Annotated in this window: 14 protein-coding genes; all 14 read right to left on the reverse strand. The window is 41.0% G+C overall.

Annotation, left to right across the window (positions count from 1 at the left end):
- Window positions 1-77: 77 nt before the first annotated feature.
- Window positions 78-1,121: an alpha-L-fucosidase gene (locus G7B18_RS16015; RefSeq protein ID WP_164111630.1), complete on the reverse strand. Its 1,044-nt coding sequence runs from the start codon at window positions 1,119-1,121 to the stop codon at window positions 78-80.
- A 425-nt stretch (window positions 1,122-1,546) separates the two neighbouring features.
- The gene (locus G7B18_RS16020) at window positions 1,547-3,487 is read right to left on the reverse strand and encodes an alpha-L-fucosidase (RefSeq protein ID WP_164111628.1); all 1,941 of its coding nucleotides are present in this window, start codon (window positions 3,485-3,487) and stop codon (window positions 1,547-1,549) included.
- A complete protein-coding gene (gene fucP, locus G7B18_RS16025) occupies window positions 3,484-4,788 on the reverse strand; it encodes an L-fucose:H+ symporter permease (RefSeq protein ID WP_240452882.1) in 1,305 nt (434 codons plus the stop codon). The genes G7B18_RS16020 and fucP overlap by 4 nt, the downstream gene beginning before the upstream one ends.
- 23 nt (window positions 4,789-4,811) lie before the next feature.
- Window positions 4,812-6,005: a UxaA family hydrolase gene (locus tag G7B18_RS16030; RefSeq protein ID WP_164123447.1), complete on the reverse strand. Its 1,194-nt coding sequence runs from the start codon at window positions 6,003-6,005 to the stop codon at window positions 4,812-4,814.
- A 10-nt stretch (window positions 6,006-6,015) separates the two neighbouring features.
- Window positions 6,016-6,321, reverse strand: coding sequence for a UxaA family hydrolase (locus G7B18_RS16035; RefSeq protein ID WP_164111625.1), 306 nt, complete (start codon window positions 6,319-6,321; stop codon window positions 6,016-6,018).
- A gap of 1 nt (window position 6,322) precedes the next feature.
- Entirely contained in the window at window positions 6,323-6,979 is a 657-nt protein-coding gene (locus G7B18_RS16040) for an RraA family protein (protein WP_205600260.1), read from the reverse strand.
- A gap of 202 nt (window positions 6,980-7,181) precedes the next feature.
- A complete protein-coding gene (locus G7B18_RS16045) occupies window positions 7,182-7,865 on the reverse strand; it encodes a DUF4998 domain-containing protein (RefSeq protein WP_164123450.1) in 684 nt (227 codons plus the stop codon).
- A 26-nt stretch (window positions 7,866-7,891) separates the two neighbouring features.
- Complete coding sequence (locus tag G7B18_RS16050; protein ID WP_164111621.1) at window positions 7,892-9,085, reverse strand: DUF5000 domain-containing lipoprotein; 1,194 nt, start codon at window positions 9,083-9,085, stop codon at window positions 7,892-7,894.
- A 15-nt stretch (window positions 9,086-9,100) separates the two neighbouring features.
- Window positions 9,101-11,005 carry a RagB/SusD family nutrient uptake outer membrane protein gene (locus G7B18_RS16055; protein ID WP_164111619.1) on the reverse strand — a complete coding sequence of 635 codons (1,905 nt, stop codon included), beginning with the start codon at window positions 11,003-11,005 and terminating at the stop codon, window positions 9,101-9,103.
- A gap of 19 nt (window positions 11,006-11,024) precedes the next feature.
- Entirely contained in the window at window positions 11,025-14,210 is a 3,186-nt protein-coding gene (locus G7B18_RS16060) for a SusC/RagA family TonB-linked outer membrane protein (protein WP_164111617.1), read from the reverse strand.
- Window positions 14,211-14,629: 419 nt separating this feature from the next.
- Window positions 14,630-15,457, reverse strand: coding sequence for a sialate O-acetylesterase (locus tag G7B18_RS16065; protein ID WP_164123452.1), 828 nt, complete (start codon window positions 15,455-15,457; stop codon window positions 14,630-14,632).
- The gene (locus G7B18_RS16070; protein WP_164123454.1) at window positions 15,454-16,512 is read right to left on the reverse strand and encodes a glycoside hydrolase family protein; all 1,059 of its coding nucleotides are present in this window, start codon (window positions 16,510-16,512) and stop codon (window positions 15,454-15,456) included. Before G7B18_RS16070 ends, G7B18_RS16065 begins: the two co-directional genes overlap by 4 nt.
- 10 nt (window positions 16,513-16,522) lie before the next feature.
- On the reverse strand, window positions 16,523-17,929 hold the full coding sequence (locus G7B18_RS16075; protein ID WP_164123456.1) for an alpha-L-fucosidase: 1,407 nt from the start codon (window positions 17,927-17,929) through the stop codon (window positions 16,523-16,525).
- Window positions 17,930-18,079: 150 nt separating this feature from the next.
- Entirely contained in the window at window positions 18,080-19,828 is a 1,749-nt protein-coding gene (locus tag G7B18_RS16080) for a RagB/SusD family nutrient uptake outer membrane protein (RefSeq protein ID WP_164111593.1), read from the reverse strand.
- Between the last annotated feature and the right edge of the window lie 14 nt (window positions 19,829-19,842).

Genomic DNA, 19,842 nt, shown 5'->3' on the forward strand with positions numbered 1-19,842 from the left:
AAAGAAAATCATGACAAAACTTGGATAATAGCCCGGAAAACCACAATTTTCTATTTTTCTATTTCGAACATAAACTTTTATCTCCCTCGTATCAACTTACCAACTTGCTGTAAAACTTTTACATCAATATCCCGAAGTTTGCCTTCTCTATCAGGACCGACGTCCAGTGCAAAAAGGTTATTGTATTTTATAGCTCCTTTATAGTCTTCGTATATTTTTTCCGGATTTAAAGCTTCTCCGTCATTTTTGGGACTTGTATAAAACCATCTTCCTCCTTTACCTAAAATCGGATAGGTAAACTCTGCACGCTTAAAATCTTTGTGCACCACCTTGTTGTATGGACCTCCTCCCTCGGCACTATCCAATGGCCCTGGTTTACCCATCTCGCCTAAACGAATATCTCCGGCCACTTCTCCGTGATTAAAACCGACCAGACAATCCGGTTGAAACTTCTTAACCCATGCCGCTGTCTCGGTATGACTAAGCCCTCCGTCAGATTGTGCGTGGTCCATCCAAAAATATGCGATAGGTCCATAATTTGTACATAGCTCTTTTAACTGTGCCTTTTTCAATTCACTGCTCCTTCCCATCCACCAATATTTCTCGGGCTTTACAAAGTCTTCTGGATTCAGATCTTGCGGTATCCAGGTCCAATCTCCTTCGGAAAAGTATAATGCCAATTTGAGTTCGTACTTTTTACAGGACTTCTGAAGCTCTTTCAAAACGTCTCTTTGAAGCACACTGTTAGTAACTTTCCAAGAGGTCGTCTGCGTATCCCATAACGCAAATCCATCATGATGTTTCGTAAGAAAGAGAATATAATCCATGCCGGCCTCTTTCGCAACTCGACACCATTGGTCAGTATCTAATCCCGTAGGCTGAAAGATAGACAGATCTTTTATTCCTCTTGTCCACTCTCGGTCAGAGAACGTACTAAACGACCAGCAAATAAACATGCCAAAATTAAGCCCTTTCGTATTGTCCTTGTCATTCAGCCTAGCTGCTGCTTTGTCAGGTGCTATAGCGCTCGTCGCCGAAAGCGCACTGGAAACCATGGGCAATACTGAAAATGCGGAACATGCCGTAATAAACTTACGTCTTGATAAATCATTTATTTTCATAACTTCTAGATGTATTACTTTGTTTTAATGCGTTCTTGTCCGTCTTAAGATGGAGTAAAACAATATGGTCTATACTATTCCTGCTTTCAATCAATATCAAATAAAATGAATGATTAATAATCGTCACCAGAAGGCAATATACTAACCGCACATCTACTAGAAAATAGACGATTCTACAATAGTAATGGACTAAACTATACGGAGCATAGAATTAAACAGCCTGTAATGGGGTATTACGTCCGCTAGCGTTGGGGCTCCTTAAATGGGAGCTACCTGCAGATGATCCATTGCGGGCCGTACACTGGCCGAATGGACTTCCAAAAAGCGTGATCCGGAAGTCTTTCAAAAAAGACGACCACGTAACCTATTGACATGAAGCACTTCGATGCTGGATTAGGAGGTCTATCAATAAGGCCCCATTACTCTCAATAGGTGCTTAATTCTGCAATTCTGATTATTGCTCCTTCGTCTGTCAGATGAATCGGTATAAACTTTATATACCTTACCGTTCTTTTTTCAGCAAACGGGATGATCTGTTGAAGCGGGTTAGCCCGAATATTGCCTAATTCGCCCATGATCTCCTCCTGCCAATTTATCCCATCTAAACTTACAGAATACCGGTACTTATCCATTAGTCCTGCGCTGAAAGCTTCGGAAGGTGGGGTAAATAATATGCCTGAAATTTCTTGAGCTGCCCCCATATCTATAATGATCTGATTGTTGAAAGAATTCTTTTTATCAAAAGGGCCTTGCCAAATATCGGCGCTATCTTCTATTAAGGCTTTTGCCTTATTCGCACCACCAGGGGCAGAAAGTATACGCCAATCTTTTTTGGGAGTAGATACAATTTCTTTTCTCTGGATTACAGATGCCAATAAAGAGTCCGGCTCGGCGAATACCGCAAAATCACTCAAAACAGGAGATACGGGACTTTTCAAAATACGTACCCGTATACGATCTGTGCTTACAAAAGCAGGCATCCTCAACAAACGCTGCGCGCCCACCGAAGTACCTTGAGCGACCTCCTCCCAAACATTATCCTTCCATATATCTACCGCAAAAGCCTCGATACGCTGCCCTAGTGCAATATACTCCCTCAGCTGGATAATATTGAATCGCTGTGGGATCTTTAACTTAATAATAAACTCAGGTGTTGTCACACTGTCATCCGTGGCCCAATAGGTATTGCGGTTATTATCTAATAAATTTTCAGGCCCAAAACGGGCTTCCCCTCCACGTATATTGGAGGTTGTTATAGTGGCCTTCGCTAATAAATTAGCGGAAAAAGTCTGCTTTAAAAGATCCCCAAATCCTTTTAAAGCTTTAACATCATTGTCGTGCAACAGCCCTCTCTTATCTGGGGCGATACCCAGATCTAGTGCAGCTCCCCTTCCAACGCTTTTGAAGTAAATATCAAATAACTCAGCAGGTGTTTTTACCTGACTATCCTGTGAAGCGTGATAGTACCATCCCGGTCTCAAAGGCACATCGCACTCGGCAGGAATCCAGTACTTTCCATCTCTATGGCCACTAGGTGCCTCCTTATACCGACTATCTCCCAGTGCTGGCTTATTTATAGCAGTTCCGCCTTTTGGAGTGAAAGTCGACCAACTTGTTTCTGAGGCAATACCTTTCTCATTGCCTACCCAACGTACGTCGGGTCCGATATCACTAAAAATAACAGCTTCTGGTTGCTTTTGGCGAATTAAACTCCAAGTTGTTTGCCATCCATAGTAGGAAAAGCGATCGATCTTCCTCGTTTCTCGGGCTCCGCCATAATAACCATCACCTCCATTTGCTCCGTCAAACCAAGAAATAAACAGGGGGCCATAGTTACTGTTCAATTCATTCAATTGCTCCCGGTAAATGTCAATGTACGCTGGTGTACCATAAGTTGAACTATTCCGATCCCAGGGTGAATTATAAAGGCCAAACTTTAATCCGACTTTACGAGTAGCAGTTTCAAATTCTTTCACCATATCTCCTTTACCTTCCTTCCAGGGACTGGCAGCGATAGAATATGCGGTGGTCGTGGTGGGCCACAAACAAAAACCGTCATGATGCTTGGCCACCAACAAAAGCCCTTTAAAACCCGCCTCTTTTAAAACGTTGGTGATTTGTTCTGCATTAAAAAATTCGGGGTTAAATAATTTAGGATCTACATCTCCATAGCCCCATTCTTGATCGGTATAGGTATTTAACCCAAAACATATCATCGCATACATTTCAGTCTCATGCCATTTGAGCTGTGCGGGACTCGGTATTGGTCCATATGGGGCGGGTGATCCAGATTGTCCACACAATATTCCGGTAGACCAGAATACCACTGAAAAACATACTATTATAGGCTTTAAAATATTGTTCATCTCCGTAATTGATCCCTTTCTTGCTTTTTACTCCTTTGCGCCCAGCCAAAAAGGGCAACAGGTATAAAACAAAGGAGCGGTACCAGGTAAGCCAACTGGATACTGCCGCTCATATCGGATATGTATCCAAGCAAGGGAGGGAATACCGCCCCTCCGATAATAGCCATCACCATATAGGATGAAGCTATGGGCGTGCCTCTGCCTAAGTTGCGTACAGAAAGCGAAAATATAGTGGGGTACATGATCGACATAAAAAACTCAACCCCAATGAAGGCGTAAATAGCCTCAAGACCTCCTACAACTACAATATACAACATCAGAAAAAGGCTGATTGAGGCATATATCAACAACATCTTTGCCGCATCTACATACTTCATAAGGAACGCTCCGATATAACGGCCAAGCATAAATCCTAATAATAAAAGCCCTAAATAGCTGGTGGATTCATACTCGCTGATACCAACGATGGAGGTGCAATACAATATAAAAAAGCTAGAAATACAAACTTGCGCGCCTACATAGAAGAATTGTGTAATTATGCCCCATCTCAACTGTGTACGTTTCAACTGCGCAATTTGGCTTTCATCTGGCTCCTTAATGTGTTCGGGTACATCAGCATTTTTCAGATTAAACTTTGCGACAACGAATAGGAAGGCAATAATGAGCAGAACAACACCAATAGCAACGTAAGGTGTCTTCAATTTATGAAATAACAGGGAGTAATAATGATCCAACGCTTCGGGCGAAAGTAGCTTCAGCTCATCCGGAGACTTGACCTCTCTGCCGATAATCAATTTACTAAGAAACATGGTTGCAATAAATGCGCCTAACCCGTTGAAAGCCTGCGCAAAGTTGAGCCGCTGCGAGGCCGTCGCAGAATCGCCCAGAATCATAATAAATGGATTGGCCGATGTTTCTAAGAAAGTCATCCCTGACGCTAAAATAAAAAGCGCAAAAAGAAAGAAGGGATAGGAACGGGATTCTGCTGCTGGATAAAATAAAAAGGCACCTATTGCGGCTAATACTAAACCTAGTATAATCGCCTGCTTGTAACCAAACCTCTTCATAAATAACCCGGCAGGTAGGGCAATTAAAAAATAAGCTATCCAGTATGCGGAATCTATCAAGGAAGATTCTAAATCGGTCAATCGACAAGCTGTTTTCAAATGGGGAATAAGAACGGGTAGCAAATTTGCCGTAATTGCCCAAAGAAAAAACAAACTGACAACCAATACCGTGCCCCACATAAAGCCTGTTTTTTTAGACGTTGCACTAGATTTTGTAGCTGTATTTGATGTCATAAAATCAAATTTATAAGATGGCCTCAAGCTGGCAAGCAAGAAGGTCCTAGTGGTAAAAAAGTTTTATAGGTCAAAACAAACTCTTGGTGACCTAATTGTTCGGAACAGGTGGGCTGACCAGAAGCTACTTGCTGGATCATGGCAAATATCTCTTGCCCTACCGCATCTAGGCCTGCCTTTCCTTCTAGAATGGTGCCTGCATTGATATCCATATCTTCTTGCAATTTTTGATAGGTGTGGGGATTGGCGCATATTTTTATTACGGGAGATAGCGCTGAGCCAACGACAGAACCTCTTCCTGTCGTAAAAAGAATCAGGTGACAACCGCTAGCGATCATTTCTACGATCTCCGCATTATCATTAATATTGGGGAATCCAAACTTGGGATCTCCGTCTGGCACTACATCCATAAGGTATAAACCAGGCTTATGGGGACGGTCTCCAGGTTTAATAAGCCCGCTTATAACCGAATCACCGCTTTTGCTATATGCTCCCATCGACTTCTCTTCGATAGTCGTGAGCCCGCCATCCGCATTGCCGGGAGCAAAACTACCATGCCCCATTAAGGTATAATACCTAGCCGCTTTTACTACAGACTGCTTGAGCTCAACCGCCAACTCAGGGGTGACCGCACGGCTGCTCATAATCGATTCCAAACCGATCATTTCGCCGGTCTCTTCAAAAATAGCGGTACCGCCCGCTGCTATCAATTTGTTGAAAGCACGACCAACAGCTGGATTGGCAGTGATGCCACTAGTGGCATCACTGCCCCCGCATACTGTGCCCACGATAAGCTCTTCAATAGACATCGGGGTAGTCGGTGTGTTCTGTAGCTGCTCCAACGTATCTTGGATCCAGGATACCCCTTCATCAATTGATCTTCTTGTGCCTCCGCTCTCCTGAATGACGATAGTATGGACGGGCCTACCCGAAGCTTCGATGGTGGATGCCAACCTGCTTCGATTAAAACTCTCACAGCCCAATGAAACCAATAACACAGCACCGGCATTGGGATGTGTACAGAGTGCATTCATAATACGATCGGCGTACTCGTTCGGATAGCAGCCCGAAAAACCGATTAATTGAACAGGTGCTCCTTTAAATTGTTGAGTAATTTCCCGGGCGACATGGTGCGCACATTCGACCAGGTAAACTACTAATATATAATTACGAATTCCTTTTCGACCATCTTGTCGCAAATACCCTTTCCATTGCATGGTTACGTGTTTAAATTACATCTTCTTTAAATTCTCTGTGGTGCGTAAAAGTGGGAATATAATCACTCTTCATATTATGGAGATGAACCCATTCGCCTTTTTCAATAGTGGTTGTGGCTGATCCAATGGGTACCCCATATTTCATAATCTTTTGTCCCTCTTGAATAGTCTGGTCAGCTATTTTAGAGCCTATACCAATCTTAACATCCATTAATACGCGCTCGTTTGAAAGTGCTAAAAAGTCTCCTTGATTGATATCTTCAATAACTATTTGCACATTATCCAAGACATGTAACTTGATAGCTTTTTTGTCCATTTTAAAACTTCTTAAATTCTAAATATGCTGTAACAGGGTCTACCCCGCTTAGTATAGCTTTGCGCACTAAATTCTCTGTTCTTAATACAGCCTCGGTGGTCTCCAACACGGTTATAACTATTTCTTTAGGTATTATAATTACGCCGTCACGATCTGCTAACACATAGTCTCCGGTTCGAATGAAAACATTTCCAATGGTAATACTTTCACCCAATTCTTTAACGGACCAAGTAGCTACGACGTCCTTTGGACTAAAATAAGTACAAAACACAGGAAAACCAATTGACTCGATAAAAGTGGTATCTCGACAGCCTCCTTCAACAATATATCCTCTTACCCCTTTTAACGTTAAGGCTTCTGCTGATAACTCGCCCATATGGGCAACGGTATCATCGTTGGGTTGACAAATCAACACATGTCCTGATGGTGCTTTAGACAACATTTCACACCACTTCAACAATGATGTCTCCTTATCGATCTCCTCTTCGGTATTTCCAGAAATCGTGAAAATTGGCCCCGCTATCTTATGCTGAACATTTACAGGTCTTATATGATAAGGAAGGAACTGCTTGGGATACCCCATATCTCGCAATACATCGTATACAGCTCCCGTATAACATTGTTCTAAACGCTCTGATAACTCTTTGATACTCGACATAACATAAATCTATTAAACAAAAATGAAACGGTTGTTTCACCAAAAACTAAAGCCAAGGTACCGTAAAGAAATAATGATGAAAATAGATAATTATACAAAATGATGGATAAAAATCTATTAGGCAAAAAGGCTTAACAAAGCTAATCATTCCCGAAAAAGCTTGTTAAGCAAAAAAACGGATATCTAGCTGGCAATGTGTTATTTAATTTACAGTAATATAGCCTGTCCAATCAGATAAAAATACATCTATAGCATTTAAACCCGGATTAAAAACTGTTCGATAACGAATCGGTTTATTTGAATCAGCATCAATAATGGTTGTGATTTTCTCTGTAGTAGGTGTTCTTTTGATTTTTATTCTTCCCTCCATATCAGTATATTCCACGTCAACGGCGACCATAGCTTTTTCTGCCACGGCCCAATTAATAGAAACCCCTTGGGTCAACTTGCTTAATTTGGTGTATACCAGATTAAGCAAGTCCTTACGATACCGCTCTCCATACACCACTGCGCTGATCTCACTTTTTATAGAAGCATTCCCCGCTTTGTCAAAGGTATAAATACTGAACAAATAGTATCCTTCGGTCATAGCCTCCATGGTGAATTCATAATTATTAACCAAAGTTTTTTGCAAAGGCAATTCACGAGAATGTTTTTTACCATCCCAATATACCACAGCTTTGACTGCCGAGTGGTTGGCAGGCAACAACCAGGTAAGCTTGACCCGCTCATTGCCAGAGAATACTTTTAGCGAATCTAAACGCGTGGAGTAAATAATCTCTCCATTTTTGACATACTCAGCAATAGGGTCATTCATCTTTGAACAGGCGATAAATAACGTACAAGCTATTGCCACCATGACGTATAATTTATTGTAATATTTCATAATACTTGTTTCTAAAAACCACTATGTTATTGTACTTGTCCCCAAAATTGCATTTCTGCAATCTGCATTATATGACCACCCGACCAATTTTCTAATGCCTTAACCCGAATGTACCTCACAGCTGGAGCGGAGGTAGGTACATTAAATTCTTCACCGGCCTTTGCATAGGCTACATCTTCATTGGTAACCGTACCTCTAGGAAGTCCGGATGGTTTTATGGATTCGTAAGTACCCAATAAAACCCAACTATCCCAGCTTCCGTCTGTCGAAGGGTTATTGCTACCCCAGAGTTCAAACCTTTTAAGGTTATTGTGATCAAATACAGCATTTGGTGTAGAAGTTCGCTGAAATTGCTTAAAGCGGCTAAGTTTTGCTTTTACGCCCATATCAAAAGTCACCCATATCGGCATCACAATTTCTATAGAAGGGCTTGAGTGAAAGCCCTGTTTCTCTCCGAATTTATCGTCCCACATATTGGATATTTTCCAGCTGTCTGAATGGATCCCCACATCGGTAGGTAAAGTATATTCTGAAAATTTTAACCTATCCAACCGCACTTCCTCAATGGGCAAAATATTTTTATACACTGTCTCAGAAAGATTTCCGAACTTGTCCTTAATATATACACCGAATACGATAGGCTCTACCGGATACCCCCTAATGTTAAAAGCCCCTTCCTTAGCTTTGGTATAAAAAGTTTTGACCAACAAATCTTGATCTCCGTCCTGTTTTTTAACGACGACAAATGACAACTCTGCATTTGATGGATTATCATAGAGCAAACCAACTCCCCCAAAATCATTAATAATCTGCAGATGCTGAAGCACCGTCTGCACGGGAGGGTTTAAAGGATTTACTCTTACGGTAATTGGTTCAGATATGTTCTCTCCATTATCTACCGCATACAGCTTTACCTCATATTCTTTAGCAAGACCAAAACCATCCACAATTAATGAATCATTCGTTTTAAATGAGCGCACCTCTCTTTTGACCCCTGGGCGAATTTCATATTCAGCTTTAACATACAACAAATCATTGTCGCCGGGTATTTTATAAACGAGCTTAGCTTCACCGGGTCTATTTTCTATACGAACATCCAAAATCTTGCCCGGAGCCTTATCATCATTGAGCAATGGCTTGCTTACACCAAGATCTTCGGAGCAGCTTTGGATGCAGGCTGCAATCAAAAAACTGATAAGTATTATATATATCTTTTTCATATTTCCTTAACTTTATTACCAACCTATATTTTGAATTAGATTACTGTTGACTAAAATATTATTATCCTTCACTGGCCAGAAGTAATCTTTTAGCTGGAATGTCTGATAATCTAAAACTTTTTCCCTGTAATAATTTACAGCATCTTTTTGTTCTATATCCCACCCTTTAATAGGACCATTATAAACTGTAGGTGCTTCCTTCCATCTGCGCAAATCCCAAAACCTACTTCCTTCGAATGCCATTTCAATCATCCTCTCTTGTCTAATAATGCTGCGCATGCCTTCTTTGGTAGCTGGCTTTGATGGTTCTGTAGAAAAATTTGACCAAGAATACATAACATCTTTTAATCCTGCTCTTTCTCTAATCCTATCCAAATATTTAAAGGTATCTGCATTGGGACCGTTTACTTCGTTTGAAGACTCTGCATGCATTAAATAAAGATCGGCCAGGCGCATCACTGGCCAAGTATAACGCTGGGTACTAAATTCCCCACCTGCTGCCTGTGTCGTTAAATAATTCACTAACTTTTTGGGCCAATAACCCGTAGAAGAAAATCGTGTAATGTCACGTCTTCCCGCATTTTGACCAAATTTACCTTGTACATACCAAACATCCCCGCCATCAGCATATTTGCCTATCCCATACCATATTCCGCCATCAAAAGCCATATCTGCATAAAAACGTGGCTCTCTTTCAAAATTAATCCGCGCAGTTTGATAGCCCTGCTTAATATAAAACTTCTCTGCAGCAGTGCCCGCACGAAGGTCGTTCCTATTGGTAAAGCTCAAATTCTTATCCTCTGAAATGGGTACACCGTTCTTGGTGTAAAAAAGTTCTACCATTCGGTGGGTAGGGGCCATCGAAGAAGCCACACCATAATTATTCTGTAATCGAGCCATTGATATAGATTGCATCATTCTCGTATCATTATTCGTTAAACCCCAAATAATTTCAGAATTCCAACGTTCAGTTACCGCATTTTGAAGCGACAAGATCCTTGTGGTTTCTTGAGAAAGCGGACCTGTTATAATTGTGGGTTGAAACTTATACAATTGAACACCTACAGATTCTGCTAGATCTATAGCATCTTGGGTCGCTTTTAGAGCCCTCTCCCATTTCGATGCATCATAGGCCTGATTAAAAAGTATTTGCCCGTCCTTATTTTTCATACTGGCAAAATCAGAATTCCCGTTAAACAAGGGGCTTGCAGCCATAAGCAATACCCTCGCTTTTATGGACAAAGCAATCGGTTTTGTAATCCGTCCCAATTCTTCAAGAGGCAAATCAACCTTTTCCGGTAAAAGCAAAGCCGCTTCATCAAGGGTTTTCACAATATAATCTACACATTCATCAACTGGTCTTCGTGCTACCCGCACCTCTTCAGGGGTTGAATAAATGGGTAAGTTCTTATCAACAATAGGAATCGGCCCGTACATTCTTAATAAATAAAAGTGGTAATAGGCCTTTAAGAACATCGCTTCTCCTATCCATTTGTCTCGCTCATAAGAATTAATATCACGTACCTGCATAATCTTTTCTATAAAAATATTACAATCACGTATACCTCTAAATAATGGCTTCCCGCCATTCTCCCCATCCCAATAATTTAACAAAGGAGAGGTAAGTCCCTGCTCTCCTAAGGCAATATACCAGCCGTTGGGATTTATCCCAGAATTTCCTCTTACACCAGGAAACAACCAAAACTCATCACTCGTCAACATAGCAGGATTAACCTGGGGGTCTCCTTCGGCAGGTAAATAGGAATAACAAGTAAACAGGGATTTCTCCGCCTGAATTCTTGAGGAAAATGCATCCTCTAAAGTGGCGATATTGTCTGGTACTACATCCAGATACTTTTGACAGGAGCTCAGTACACTAAGCCCTACCAATGAGGCAATTAAATAAATTATTTTTTTCATGTTCAGTTCCTATTAACAATTAAAATGTAGCATTTATTCCAAGATTAAACACACGCTGAAGCGGGTAATTAAAAGCATTACCACCTAGTTCGGGCTCCCATAGCCTAAATTTACTGAAGGTAAGAAGGTTGCTTCCTGTTGCATAAATACGTAACCGTTTCATGAAAACTTTATTTGCAATTTCATTACCCATGGTATACCCCAGCTCTACCTGTTTCAGGCGCATCAACGCTCCATTTCGCATAAACCAGGTGCTGCGTTGGTTGTTATTTTCTACAACAACACTACTAAGACGAGGCCATAAAGCATAAAGATTACGATTCTCTTCGGACCAATGGTTTTGTGCATAAACTTCAAGCAAGCCTCTTTGGTCATCTACAAAGGGATTGGTTGCGGCGTTATCTATCCAAAAAGAGGTGCGGCCCAGTCCACTAAAAAAAGCAGAAAGATCAAAACTCTTGTAGCCAGAAGAAAAACCAAAACCATATACAATTTCAGGACTGGTAGGATAGCCCAAAGCAACTCGATCGGCCTCTGTTATTCTTCCGTCTCCATTAATATCTCGGTACTTTATATCTCCCGGCATATATTTGCCAAAAGATTGAACTGGAGAATTGTTAATATCCTGATCATCAATAAATAAACGCTCTGCGATATATCCTCGCTGTTGGTTAGCAGGACTTCCTATCAAGCTTCGGTACGGTTCTGGGTAATTGGGCTCATCATAACGTTCAAAGCGGTTGGTAGCGTAAGTAAAGTTTGCCCGCAAACTGATCCAGGTGGAATTTTGAAAATTCTTGTTATAATCTACTGAGGCCTCAAATGCTTCCGATTTCATAGCGCCCGTATTGGCTCTTACGGCTGCAGATAAACCCATCGTTGTAGGTATGTAAGAGCGATCCATTAAAATATTAGTACGGTAGTCTCTGGAATAATCAACAGTAACATTGAAGTTCAATATTCTAGTATCCATACCTAGATTTATTCGTTCGGATCTTTCCCAAGTGATATCCTCATTATCATATCTTTTAACGGTATACCCCGGACGGGAACGCTCAAAATTCTGACCAAATACAGCGCCTCTCCCCGCATCATTTAAAGTAATCTCTGATAGATAAAAGAAACGATCTGTAGGCGATCCTATGGCATCGTTACCGATCAAACCATAAGTTGCTCTTATTTTAAGATTGGAAACTATATTTTTAAATCCTTTCCAAAAATTTTCGTTGGATACATTCCACGCTACCCCTGCAGAAGGAAAAAATCCAAAACGTTTGTCTTTATAAAATCGTTCAGAACCATTGTAACCAAAATTGAACTCAACCTGATAACGGCTATCGTAACCATAGCTAAATCGACCAGAAATGCCGGTATTCCTAAAAGGCAATGAGCTCTGAAGAGATCCCGCATTTGCATTAATGCTATTTCTAAATATGCTTACAAGTAACCCGCTAATATTATGGGTTTCGTTAAATATTTTATCGTAATTTAAGGCGAATTCCATGTAGCTTTCTGTTGAAACTTGTTTTGCACCCTCCTTGTAGGATAACGTCTCAGCCCCTTTTTCTGGATTCAATCCTTCTAACACATATTTATCATTTAATATACTCGATTCAGGTAGCGTATAATAAAATGGGGTATAAGCCCTTGTGACGTCAAAAAAGGAACGTCGATTTGTACTGGCCATCAAACGCGCTTTTAGCCCATTTACCATACCCGAAAGATCTTGTCTTAATTCGATTTGAGCTAGCATTAATGAACGTGAATAATCCTTGTACCCCATAACCATATTAGCATAAGGGTTATTTTTAAGCGATGAATTTACATTTTCAGGATTCGACAAGGCATTACCGAAGAGTATATGATTGGTGAATTCATTTGCTTCATCCGCAGGATAATAAGGGGCAAATAATACGGGATTACTATTCATAATCTGGTTATACACTTCACTTCCACCACTTATTGGACCAGTATAATCATCAAAATTACCATAAAGCCTAACAGCCATTTTTGTCGAATTGGTAACATTGATATCCACGTTGGACCGGAGAGAGCTTGATTTCAGATCAATATTCGTATTGAAGTTATTGCGTCTATCCACCTTTAGAACGCCATTGTCTTGATTAAGTGTTCCAGTCACATAATACCTTGCTACTTTTCCCCCACCTTTAATACTTAAGTTTGACCTGTGATTAAGAGTACGGTCTTTTAAAAGCATATCCATCCAATCATTGGCTGGGTAAGCTAGTGGATTGTCCCCTCTGATCGTTCCATCAATTTTATTAGGTGAATAAATCTGGTTTCCTAACGGATTCCTGGTCAGTACAGCTTCATTGTGAAGACGCATATACGTTACGGGGTCTGCTAGTTTTATATTTCTAGTAGGTTCAGAAAATGCGGCATCATATTGAAAGTTTATTTCCGCCTTTCCCTCTGTTCCTGTTTTTGTGGTTACCAAGATAACTCCATTTGCACCTCTCGCGCCATATACTGCAGCAGAAGTTGCATCTTTTAAAACAGAAAAACTTGCGATATCATTGGGTTGTAAACGTGCTAAATCGGTGGGAGTCAATTCAAGCCCATCGATTAGAATAAGTGGATCTTTTTTATAGCCAAAGGTTGCCGCACCTCGGATAAAAAAATCTGCATTGTCTACCCCTGGTTCGCCACTCCTTTGGTAAGATATTATCCCTGCAATTCTACCTTGCAAGGCGGCTGTTAAATTGCTTGCAGGGATTTTAAGCTCTGAAGGGTTAATCGTTGTAATTGCTCCCACAACACTTTCTTTCTTTTGAGTTCCAAATGCAACAACCTGTACTTCTTCTAATGTCGAATTGTCTTCTCTCAAAACAACGTCAATAATAGAATGATCAACATTTTTTTCTTCAGTAATAAATCCAACCATCTTAAAAACTAGAACGGAATTGGCAGAAGGCACGCTCAGGGAATATCGACCATTTAAATCAGTGCTTGTCGCAATATCTGGCCTGTTTTTAATGGATACTGATACGCCTATCAAACCATTTTTAGCACTGTCTGTAACCATACCTTGTACGACGGTATCAACCTTAGCTCTAGAATAAGAATTACGTGTTAAATCTTTTTCGTGCGTATTAGCTTTGAGGCTAAAAAAAGACATTAATACAAAAGCCAACATCACACAATTTAGAAAATAGCAGATGTAGGGTGAAATTTTTCTTTTCATAATTTATTGGTTTTTTTGGTATTCAATACAAGTAAAAGAGAGTAGGTTCTGAACATTAACCAACAATAGACAATCCGCTATAAATAAGGAAAACAATTACCCCCACCACTTTCTGTAACAATAAAAATACCAACAAGATACAGGAGGAAAAATAGATTATATTGCAAAATGATAGATTATATTAGCATATATCATAAATCTATTATTTCCTATATGGAATTAGTTACTGCCCATGGTCTAACACAAAAAATGCATGATTTTTTATGAAATCATGCATTTTTATTAATATTTATATTGATTAATAAGGAGTAGTTCCATTCGTATTGAAACAATAGACCATAGACCGAATCTGGAAACTAAGTGAGATCTGCATTAAATGCATAGGATCGTTAGGGCATTACATGGATGTTGAATGGAAATTACATCTCTTCGAGTTTATCTGCGTATCTCTTCCCTAGAATAATATAGGATTCACGATCAAAGTGAACATTGTGATGATCGATAGACTTACACCCCACACTTTCCACAAAACCGGTATGCTTAACTTTTTGGGGCAGGTTCCTTAACGTCTGTTTAACGGTATTAATTTGAAGAACCCGTTGGGGAGCATTATGATCGGGTCCTGTCCCATAAAACTCGGCAAGATTACCGACAACAAACGGCAAATCAACTACCCCTAAATCATTTCTCAAATCACTGATCATCTTCCGGAGCTTTTGCTCATAGGAAGTGGCCAACTCCTCACTTACGGTATCCGACTCCCCTTGATGCCAAAGAACCCCTTTAATCTTGGCTCCTTGTCCCGCTGCAAAAAGTGCTTTCTTAATAGCATCGGCATAGACCGAAGTCCCTTTACTTAATCTATCGATACCCGCACCTCCCCACGCAACGGGAATCAGACCTACAATAACATTAGGGTGCTTTTTTTGGTATTCTTTTGCAAACGGAATCCCTAAGCCAAAGCGATCTGACTTCAAGCGGTTGTGCAAAGGATGTGACGCTACTTTCCACTGAAATGGCTCGTTTCCAATAGTAGGGATATAAAACACGCCTCGCACAGCTACAGAATCTTCAGGCAACATATCTCCGTATCCAGCCATATTGGACTGTCCCATCAATAGAAATACATGGGTCTCCCTCTGATCAGGATTCCAGACTTGGCCAACTGCTGTACCAGAAAAAAATGGACTTATTAACAGGATGATTGCCCATACAATTAGTCGATTGGGGGTGTAATTTTTAATCATAATATAGATTGCTCAATAGGTAGAAATATAATATAAGCATCATTGCCTTTCTTTACCGCCATGGATAAAACACGAGGTTCATTTTGCTCCAGAAAAATAAATGGTCTTTCAAGTCTGTCTGGCAAGAGGAAACTCCCGTCCTTTTTTTTAACTTTTTTCTCACTGATCTTATATGCTGGTGCTTGCTCCCAATTTACACCATCTTTAGATTGTATCATTCCAATAAAGGTATGTGCATGAAATACGGCATAAAAGGAATCCCTCGATCTATCGTACCATACCGAGAGATCTTCGGTGTCCAGGTCTTCTATTACAGCTTTCGATTGCATAATAAATGGGCCTGTTGGTGACTCAGAAATGGCGACTGCCTGATTTCGGATAAAACGGGTTTCATTAGGTTTATCGCCTTTTACAATCAAATAATACTTTCCATCTTTACCTTGAGCAATTGAGGGATTTACCGTTAACGTTGTTATCGGACCAGAGGGCTCTATTAAAGGTTCGTCCATTCGCGCCCAGGGACCATTGAGATTTGATGCAACAGCTACACCAGTACGTTGATTGGGGCGCAGTATTTTCCAGTTTGGGTGCGTATAGCCAATCTTAGCTGTCTCTATCAACTCGCTCTCGGTGTAGTCTTTGCTATTCATCTGCGTAGAAACGTAATACAGATAGTACTTGCCCTCAAATTCCTTGATCATCGGATTATGGGCAGTTATGGCATCCCAATGTCCCTTCCCTCTCCCTGACATTACGGTCTCCTTATAGGTCCATGGGCCTAAAGGTTTATCGGAAACGGCATGTGCAATTTCCGAATGGGTTAGCCACCCCGTAAAACCGTACTCTTTCTTCCATCGGGAATAAAACAAATGATACTGTCCATCATTGTCTTTAATTATAGATGAGCACCAATTGAAATAATCTGGACTTTGAAAAATATGATCATCAGAAAGAAGTTGAATTTTATCCTTAATCAACACATCTTTTGACATATTTTGACCGTAATTATCGCTGGTCATCCATAAAAAAGTAATCATTAATAGAAACTTCTTCATTATTGAAAATTTATTTTTCGGTAACAGCAAACACGGCGAACTCCTTTATCAGGGCTTTTGCCCTGCTCTTGGAAACTGTAAACCGCAACGAGGAAACTTCTACATCATCCACCTTGACCAAATACTTGTGGCCGATACTACTCCCCGTCGCCAGCACTTTCCAGCCTTGTTTTGTTTTGCCCTCCACTTTAAATTCCCTTACACGCTCGCCATGGGCAATATCCTCCTTCAGCTGAATATGGTTGACCGTCTGCAATCCGGGCAACTTCATGGTCAAGATATTGCCCTCGCCACTGGTCTTGGCAAGTGGCGCCGAGAATCTTCGCCTGATCTCATCACCAAACTCTTTGATACGCTTCGCATCGGCCTCGGGAAGTAATCCCGACGGATCTGGTGTCAGTCCAAGGATCAACGTGGAATTGCGCCCAACAGATCCGTAATACATATCCATCAGGCTGGAAAGAGGAAAGATAGCCGCTTCATCATCCGGCTCCCAGAACCATTCGTGACGACCGTTATAGCCCCGCAAAGGGGCATCGCTCATCGCGGGCATGTAGTATCGACCATCGGGATCGCCTTCCTTCAGCAGACGGAAATTGTCCTTGAAAACAAATTTCTGATTCGTAGAATGGGAATAAGGGAAGGGATAGGTACCCCAAGATGGATACGTCACCTTGCCCGTCTCACTGCCTCCCCAGCGGATATCCGCTCGCTGGGTGTTGTGGTAGAAAATAATATCCTTCTGGTACTTTTCGACAATGGGCAGAATATCCGCACCGCCCAACTCGGGACCATGGGCGCCTCCGTCAAACCAGACCATGGCCAAGGGACCATATCGGGACATCAGCTCTTCGGTCATTCTTTCGCACATTCGGTTGTAATGCGCCTGTCGGTTCTTCGCAAACTCACTCCCATCATCACTGACCAAAAAGTCGTAAACACCTAAAAATGAATTCCAGCGGATGCCGATGTAGAGACCGGGAAGAATATCATATTTCTTGCAGGATGCTATAAAATCACGGACAATATCACCTTTCCCGTCCTGAAATTTCAGCGCCTTCATACTATAGGGATTGACATCGGACTGGTACAGGGCAAAGCCGGTCTCATGGGTCACCGTAAGGATAGCCATCTTGGCGCCCATATCTTTTACAGAGCGGATCCACTGGTCGGTATCCAATTGCTCCGGATTGAAAATATTGTAATCCTCTACGGGATTAATACGATTATGAGCCTGGTTGTATTTCTTGCCATCGCTGACAGGTAGATCATAACATATTAAGACTGTTAGCTCTGCTTCCTGCCACCTTAACTGTGCAGGCGAAGGTTTTGGAATAGTATCTTGCGCAATGACTATGCCTGATAGAAGTATTCCCCAAACAAACAAAATAACGTGCTTTACATCTAAATTAATCATACAGAATTTTATCAATTATTATTAGGTATTTAAATCTTAATCCATCTTTTGAAGGTTTGGAATAGTAAGCAGTAGACTCTCCTTTTTTGGGCTAACGCCATCAACAAATATAGCTTTTGCTCTATTGGACAACAAGAGCCCGTCCGACAACTATTCATAACCCGGATTTTCTGGAGCAAGTTTAGGATTATTTGCAATACGATTTACAGTAATTGGCAAATAGTATTGTTTTTCCGTAAAACTTCTGATAACGGGGTCTTGCTTCTCGACAAACACCTGGTATTTCTTGGATTGCCAGTCAAAATTAAGTTTGATCTTGTGCATCTCCTTAGATAATTCTGTAGTAGCTATTCTCCATCTCCGCAAGTCCCAAAAACGGTGCCCTTCGAACATTAGTTCAACCTGTCTCTCGTCCCTAATCTGCTCTCGGGTAATAGAAGTCAGCTCGGGCATACCCGCCCGTTTTCTTATTAAATTAATGTGATCAAGTGCTTCAGTAGTTTTACCTAACTCAAACGCCGCTTCGGCGAAGTTTAGTAAAACTTCCCCATATCGATATACAATATAATCGGTAGTGGATTCGCCCGCCTGTGGTTGATCTTTGGTCTCATCAATAAATTTCTTTAGTGGAAAACCAGTGCCCGCAACATAATTTTTAGACCAGGATGTAGCCCTAGCATACCAATTAGCACCATTGTAAGGACCTACAATGGTATTCGAAATAGTCAAGGGACCTGTTGTGCCTTGGAGATAGGTTCCATTGTGACTGTAGACTTTACCATTTTTAAAGGGGGCCTCTTGGTGCAATAACGATGCATACATTCTAGGATCACGGTTACTGAACAGGTCATCCAACGTATGTAACCCCGTTTGTATGGCACTAAAATCCCAATCGCCTGCGGTTCCGTCAATCTTCTGGTAGGCTTGAAAAGTCTCCAGATAGGCTTGTGTATCCGCTCCCCACCCTTTTTCAAATCCTGAAGGATAGGAATACCAATCGAAGGAATGACCTACTGCCCCTATTCCATTAAAAACTTTTGAAAATATCGTTTCTCCGTTGCGTTCATCAAGCCAGATGTACTGATAGTTTTTAGATTTATTATCGGGGTATTTGTTGAATAGTGCGAACTTCTTTGCATCCATTATAGCTTTGGAGGCGTCGTACGATTTTTGCCAATATTTAGTACGCTCTGAGGTGGCAAAACCTAATAGGCCATCAAGCTGTTGCTTACCATATGTAGCGACACTACCCGCATACAGCATGGCCCTGGAATTAAGCGCCAATGCCGTATATTTTGTTATCCGACCATATTCTGAAGCGACCTCGGGTAAAATGATTGCAATCTCATCGCATTCTTTGGCGATAAAATCATATACTTCCTGCTCCGAGTTACGAGACACTTGCAACTCTTCTATGGGGGTATTAAGTGATTGTGCTTGGGTAATAATGGGAACTCCTCCATAACGCTTGACCATTTCAAAATAGTCAAATGCTCGAAGAAATCTCGCTTCCGCTATTTTAATGTCCTTTATCTTAGCGTCGATCGGGGCCTTGGATACGTTTTCTATGAAGGTATTTAAATTACGTATTTGGTTAAATGCCCAGAACTCCAGGTGACCTCCCGTCTGGTCTAATGTACCTTGTATCCAGGCATTTCTAGCATTGACCAAGTATGCCTCTGCTCCTAAATAGGCCATTTCATTTACTAGATTACTGGTTTCGTTATAGAAAAATGGTGTTTCGGCATATAATTGGGCTAAATTAGCATCGATTAAGTTTATATCTGCCCATACTACCCCACTTGAAATTTTGTCCAAAGGGTCTCGATCAAATAGCTTGTCGCAGGAAGTCAAAGTAAGAACTCCTAATGTTAGAAGAAATCTATTAAAATTTTTCATCGCTACTTCAGTTT

It is taken from the genome of Sphingobacterium sp. xlx-130 (assembly GCF_011007405.1).
GTDB lineage: Bacteria > Bacteroidota > Bacteroidia > Sphingobacteriales > Sphingobacteriaceae > Sphingobacterium > Sphingobacterium luzhongxinii.

What these genes read in the sequence shown, in the direction of transcription:
- G7B18_RS16015 (WP_164111630.1), bottom strand. Translation starts at nt 1,121, where the DNA reads ATGAAAATAAATGATTTATCAAGACGTAAGTTTATTACGGCATGTTCC.
- G7B18_RS16020 (WP_164111628.1), bottom strand. Translation starts at nt 3,487, where the DNA reads ATGAACAATATTTTAAAGCCTATAATAGTATGTTTTTCAGTGGTATTC.
- fucP (WP_240452882.1), bottom strand. Translation starts at nt 4,788, where the DNA reads ATGACATCAAATACAGCTACAAAATCTAGTGCAACGTCTAAAAAAACA.
- G7B18_RS16030 (WP_164123447.1), bottom strand. Translation starts at nt 6,005, where the DNA reads ATGCAATGGAAAGGGTATTTGCGACAAGATGGTCGAAAAGGAATTCGT.
- G7B18_RS16035 (WP_164111625.1), bottom strand. Translation starts at nt 6,321, where the DNA reads ATGGACAAAAAAGCTATCAAGTTACATGTCTTGGATAATGTGCAAATA.
- G7B18_RS16040 (WP_205600260.1), bottom strand. Translation starts at nt 6,979, where the DNA reads ATGTCGAGTATCAAAGAGTTATCAGAGCGTTTAGAACAATGTTATACG.
- G7B18_RS16045 (WP_164123450.1), bottom strand. Translation starts at nt 7,865, where the DNA reads ATGAAATATTACAATAAATTATACGTCATGGTGGCAATAGCTTGTACG.
- G7B18_RS16050 (WP_164111621.1), bottom strand. Translation starts at nt 9,085, where the DNA reads ATGAAAAAGATATATATAATACTTATCAGTTTTTTGATTGCAGCCTGC.
- G7B18_RS16055 (WP_164111619.1), bottom strand. Translation starts at nt 11,005, where the DNA reads ATGAAAAAAATAATTTATTTAATTGCCTCATTGGTAGGGCTTAGTGTA.
- G7B18_RS16060 (WP_164111617.1), bottom strand. Translation starts at nt 14,210, where the DNA reads ATGAAAAGAAAAATTTCACCCTACATCTGCTATTTTCTAAATTGTGTG.
- G7B18_RS16065 (WP_164123452.1), bottom strand. Translation starts at nt 15,457, where the DNA reads ATGATTAAAAATTACACCCCCAATCGACTAATTGTATGGGCAATCATC.
- G7B18_RS16070 (WP_164123454.1), bottom strand. Translation starts at nt 16,512, where the DNA reads ATGAAGAAGTTTCTATTAATGATTACTTTTTTATGGATGACCAGCGAT.
- G7B18_RS16075 (WP_164123456.1), bottom strand. Translation starts at nt 17,929, where the DNA reads ATGATTAATTTAGATGTAAAGCACGTTATTTTGTTTGTTTGGGGAATA.
- G7B18_RS16080 (WP_164111593.1), bottom strand. Translation starts at nt 19,828, where the DNA reads ATGAAAAATTTTAATAGATTTCTTCTAACATTAGGAGTTCTTACTTTG.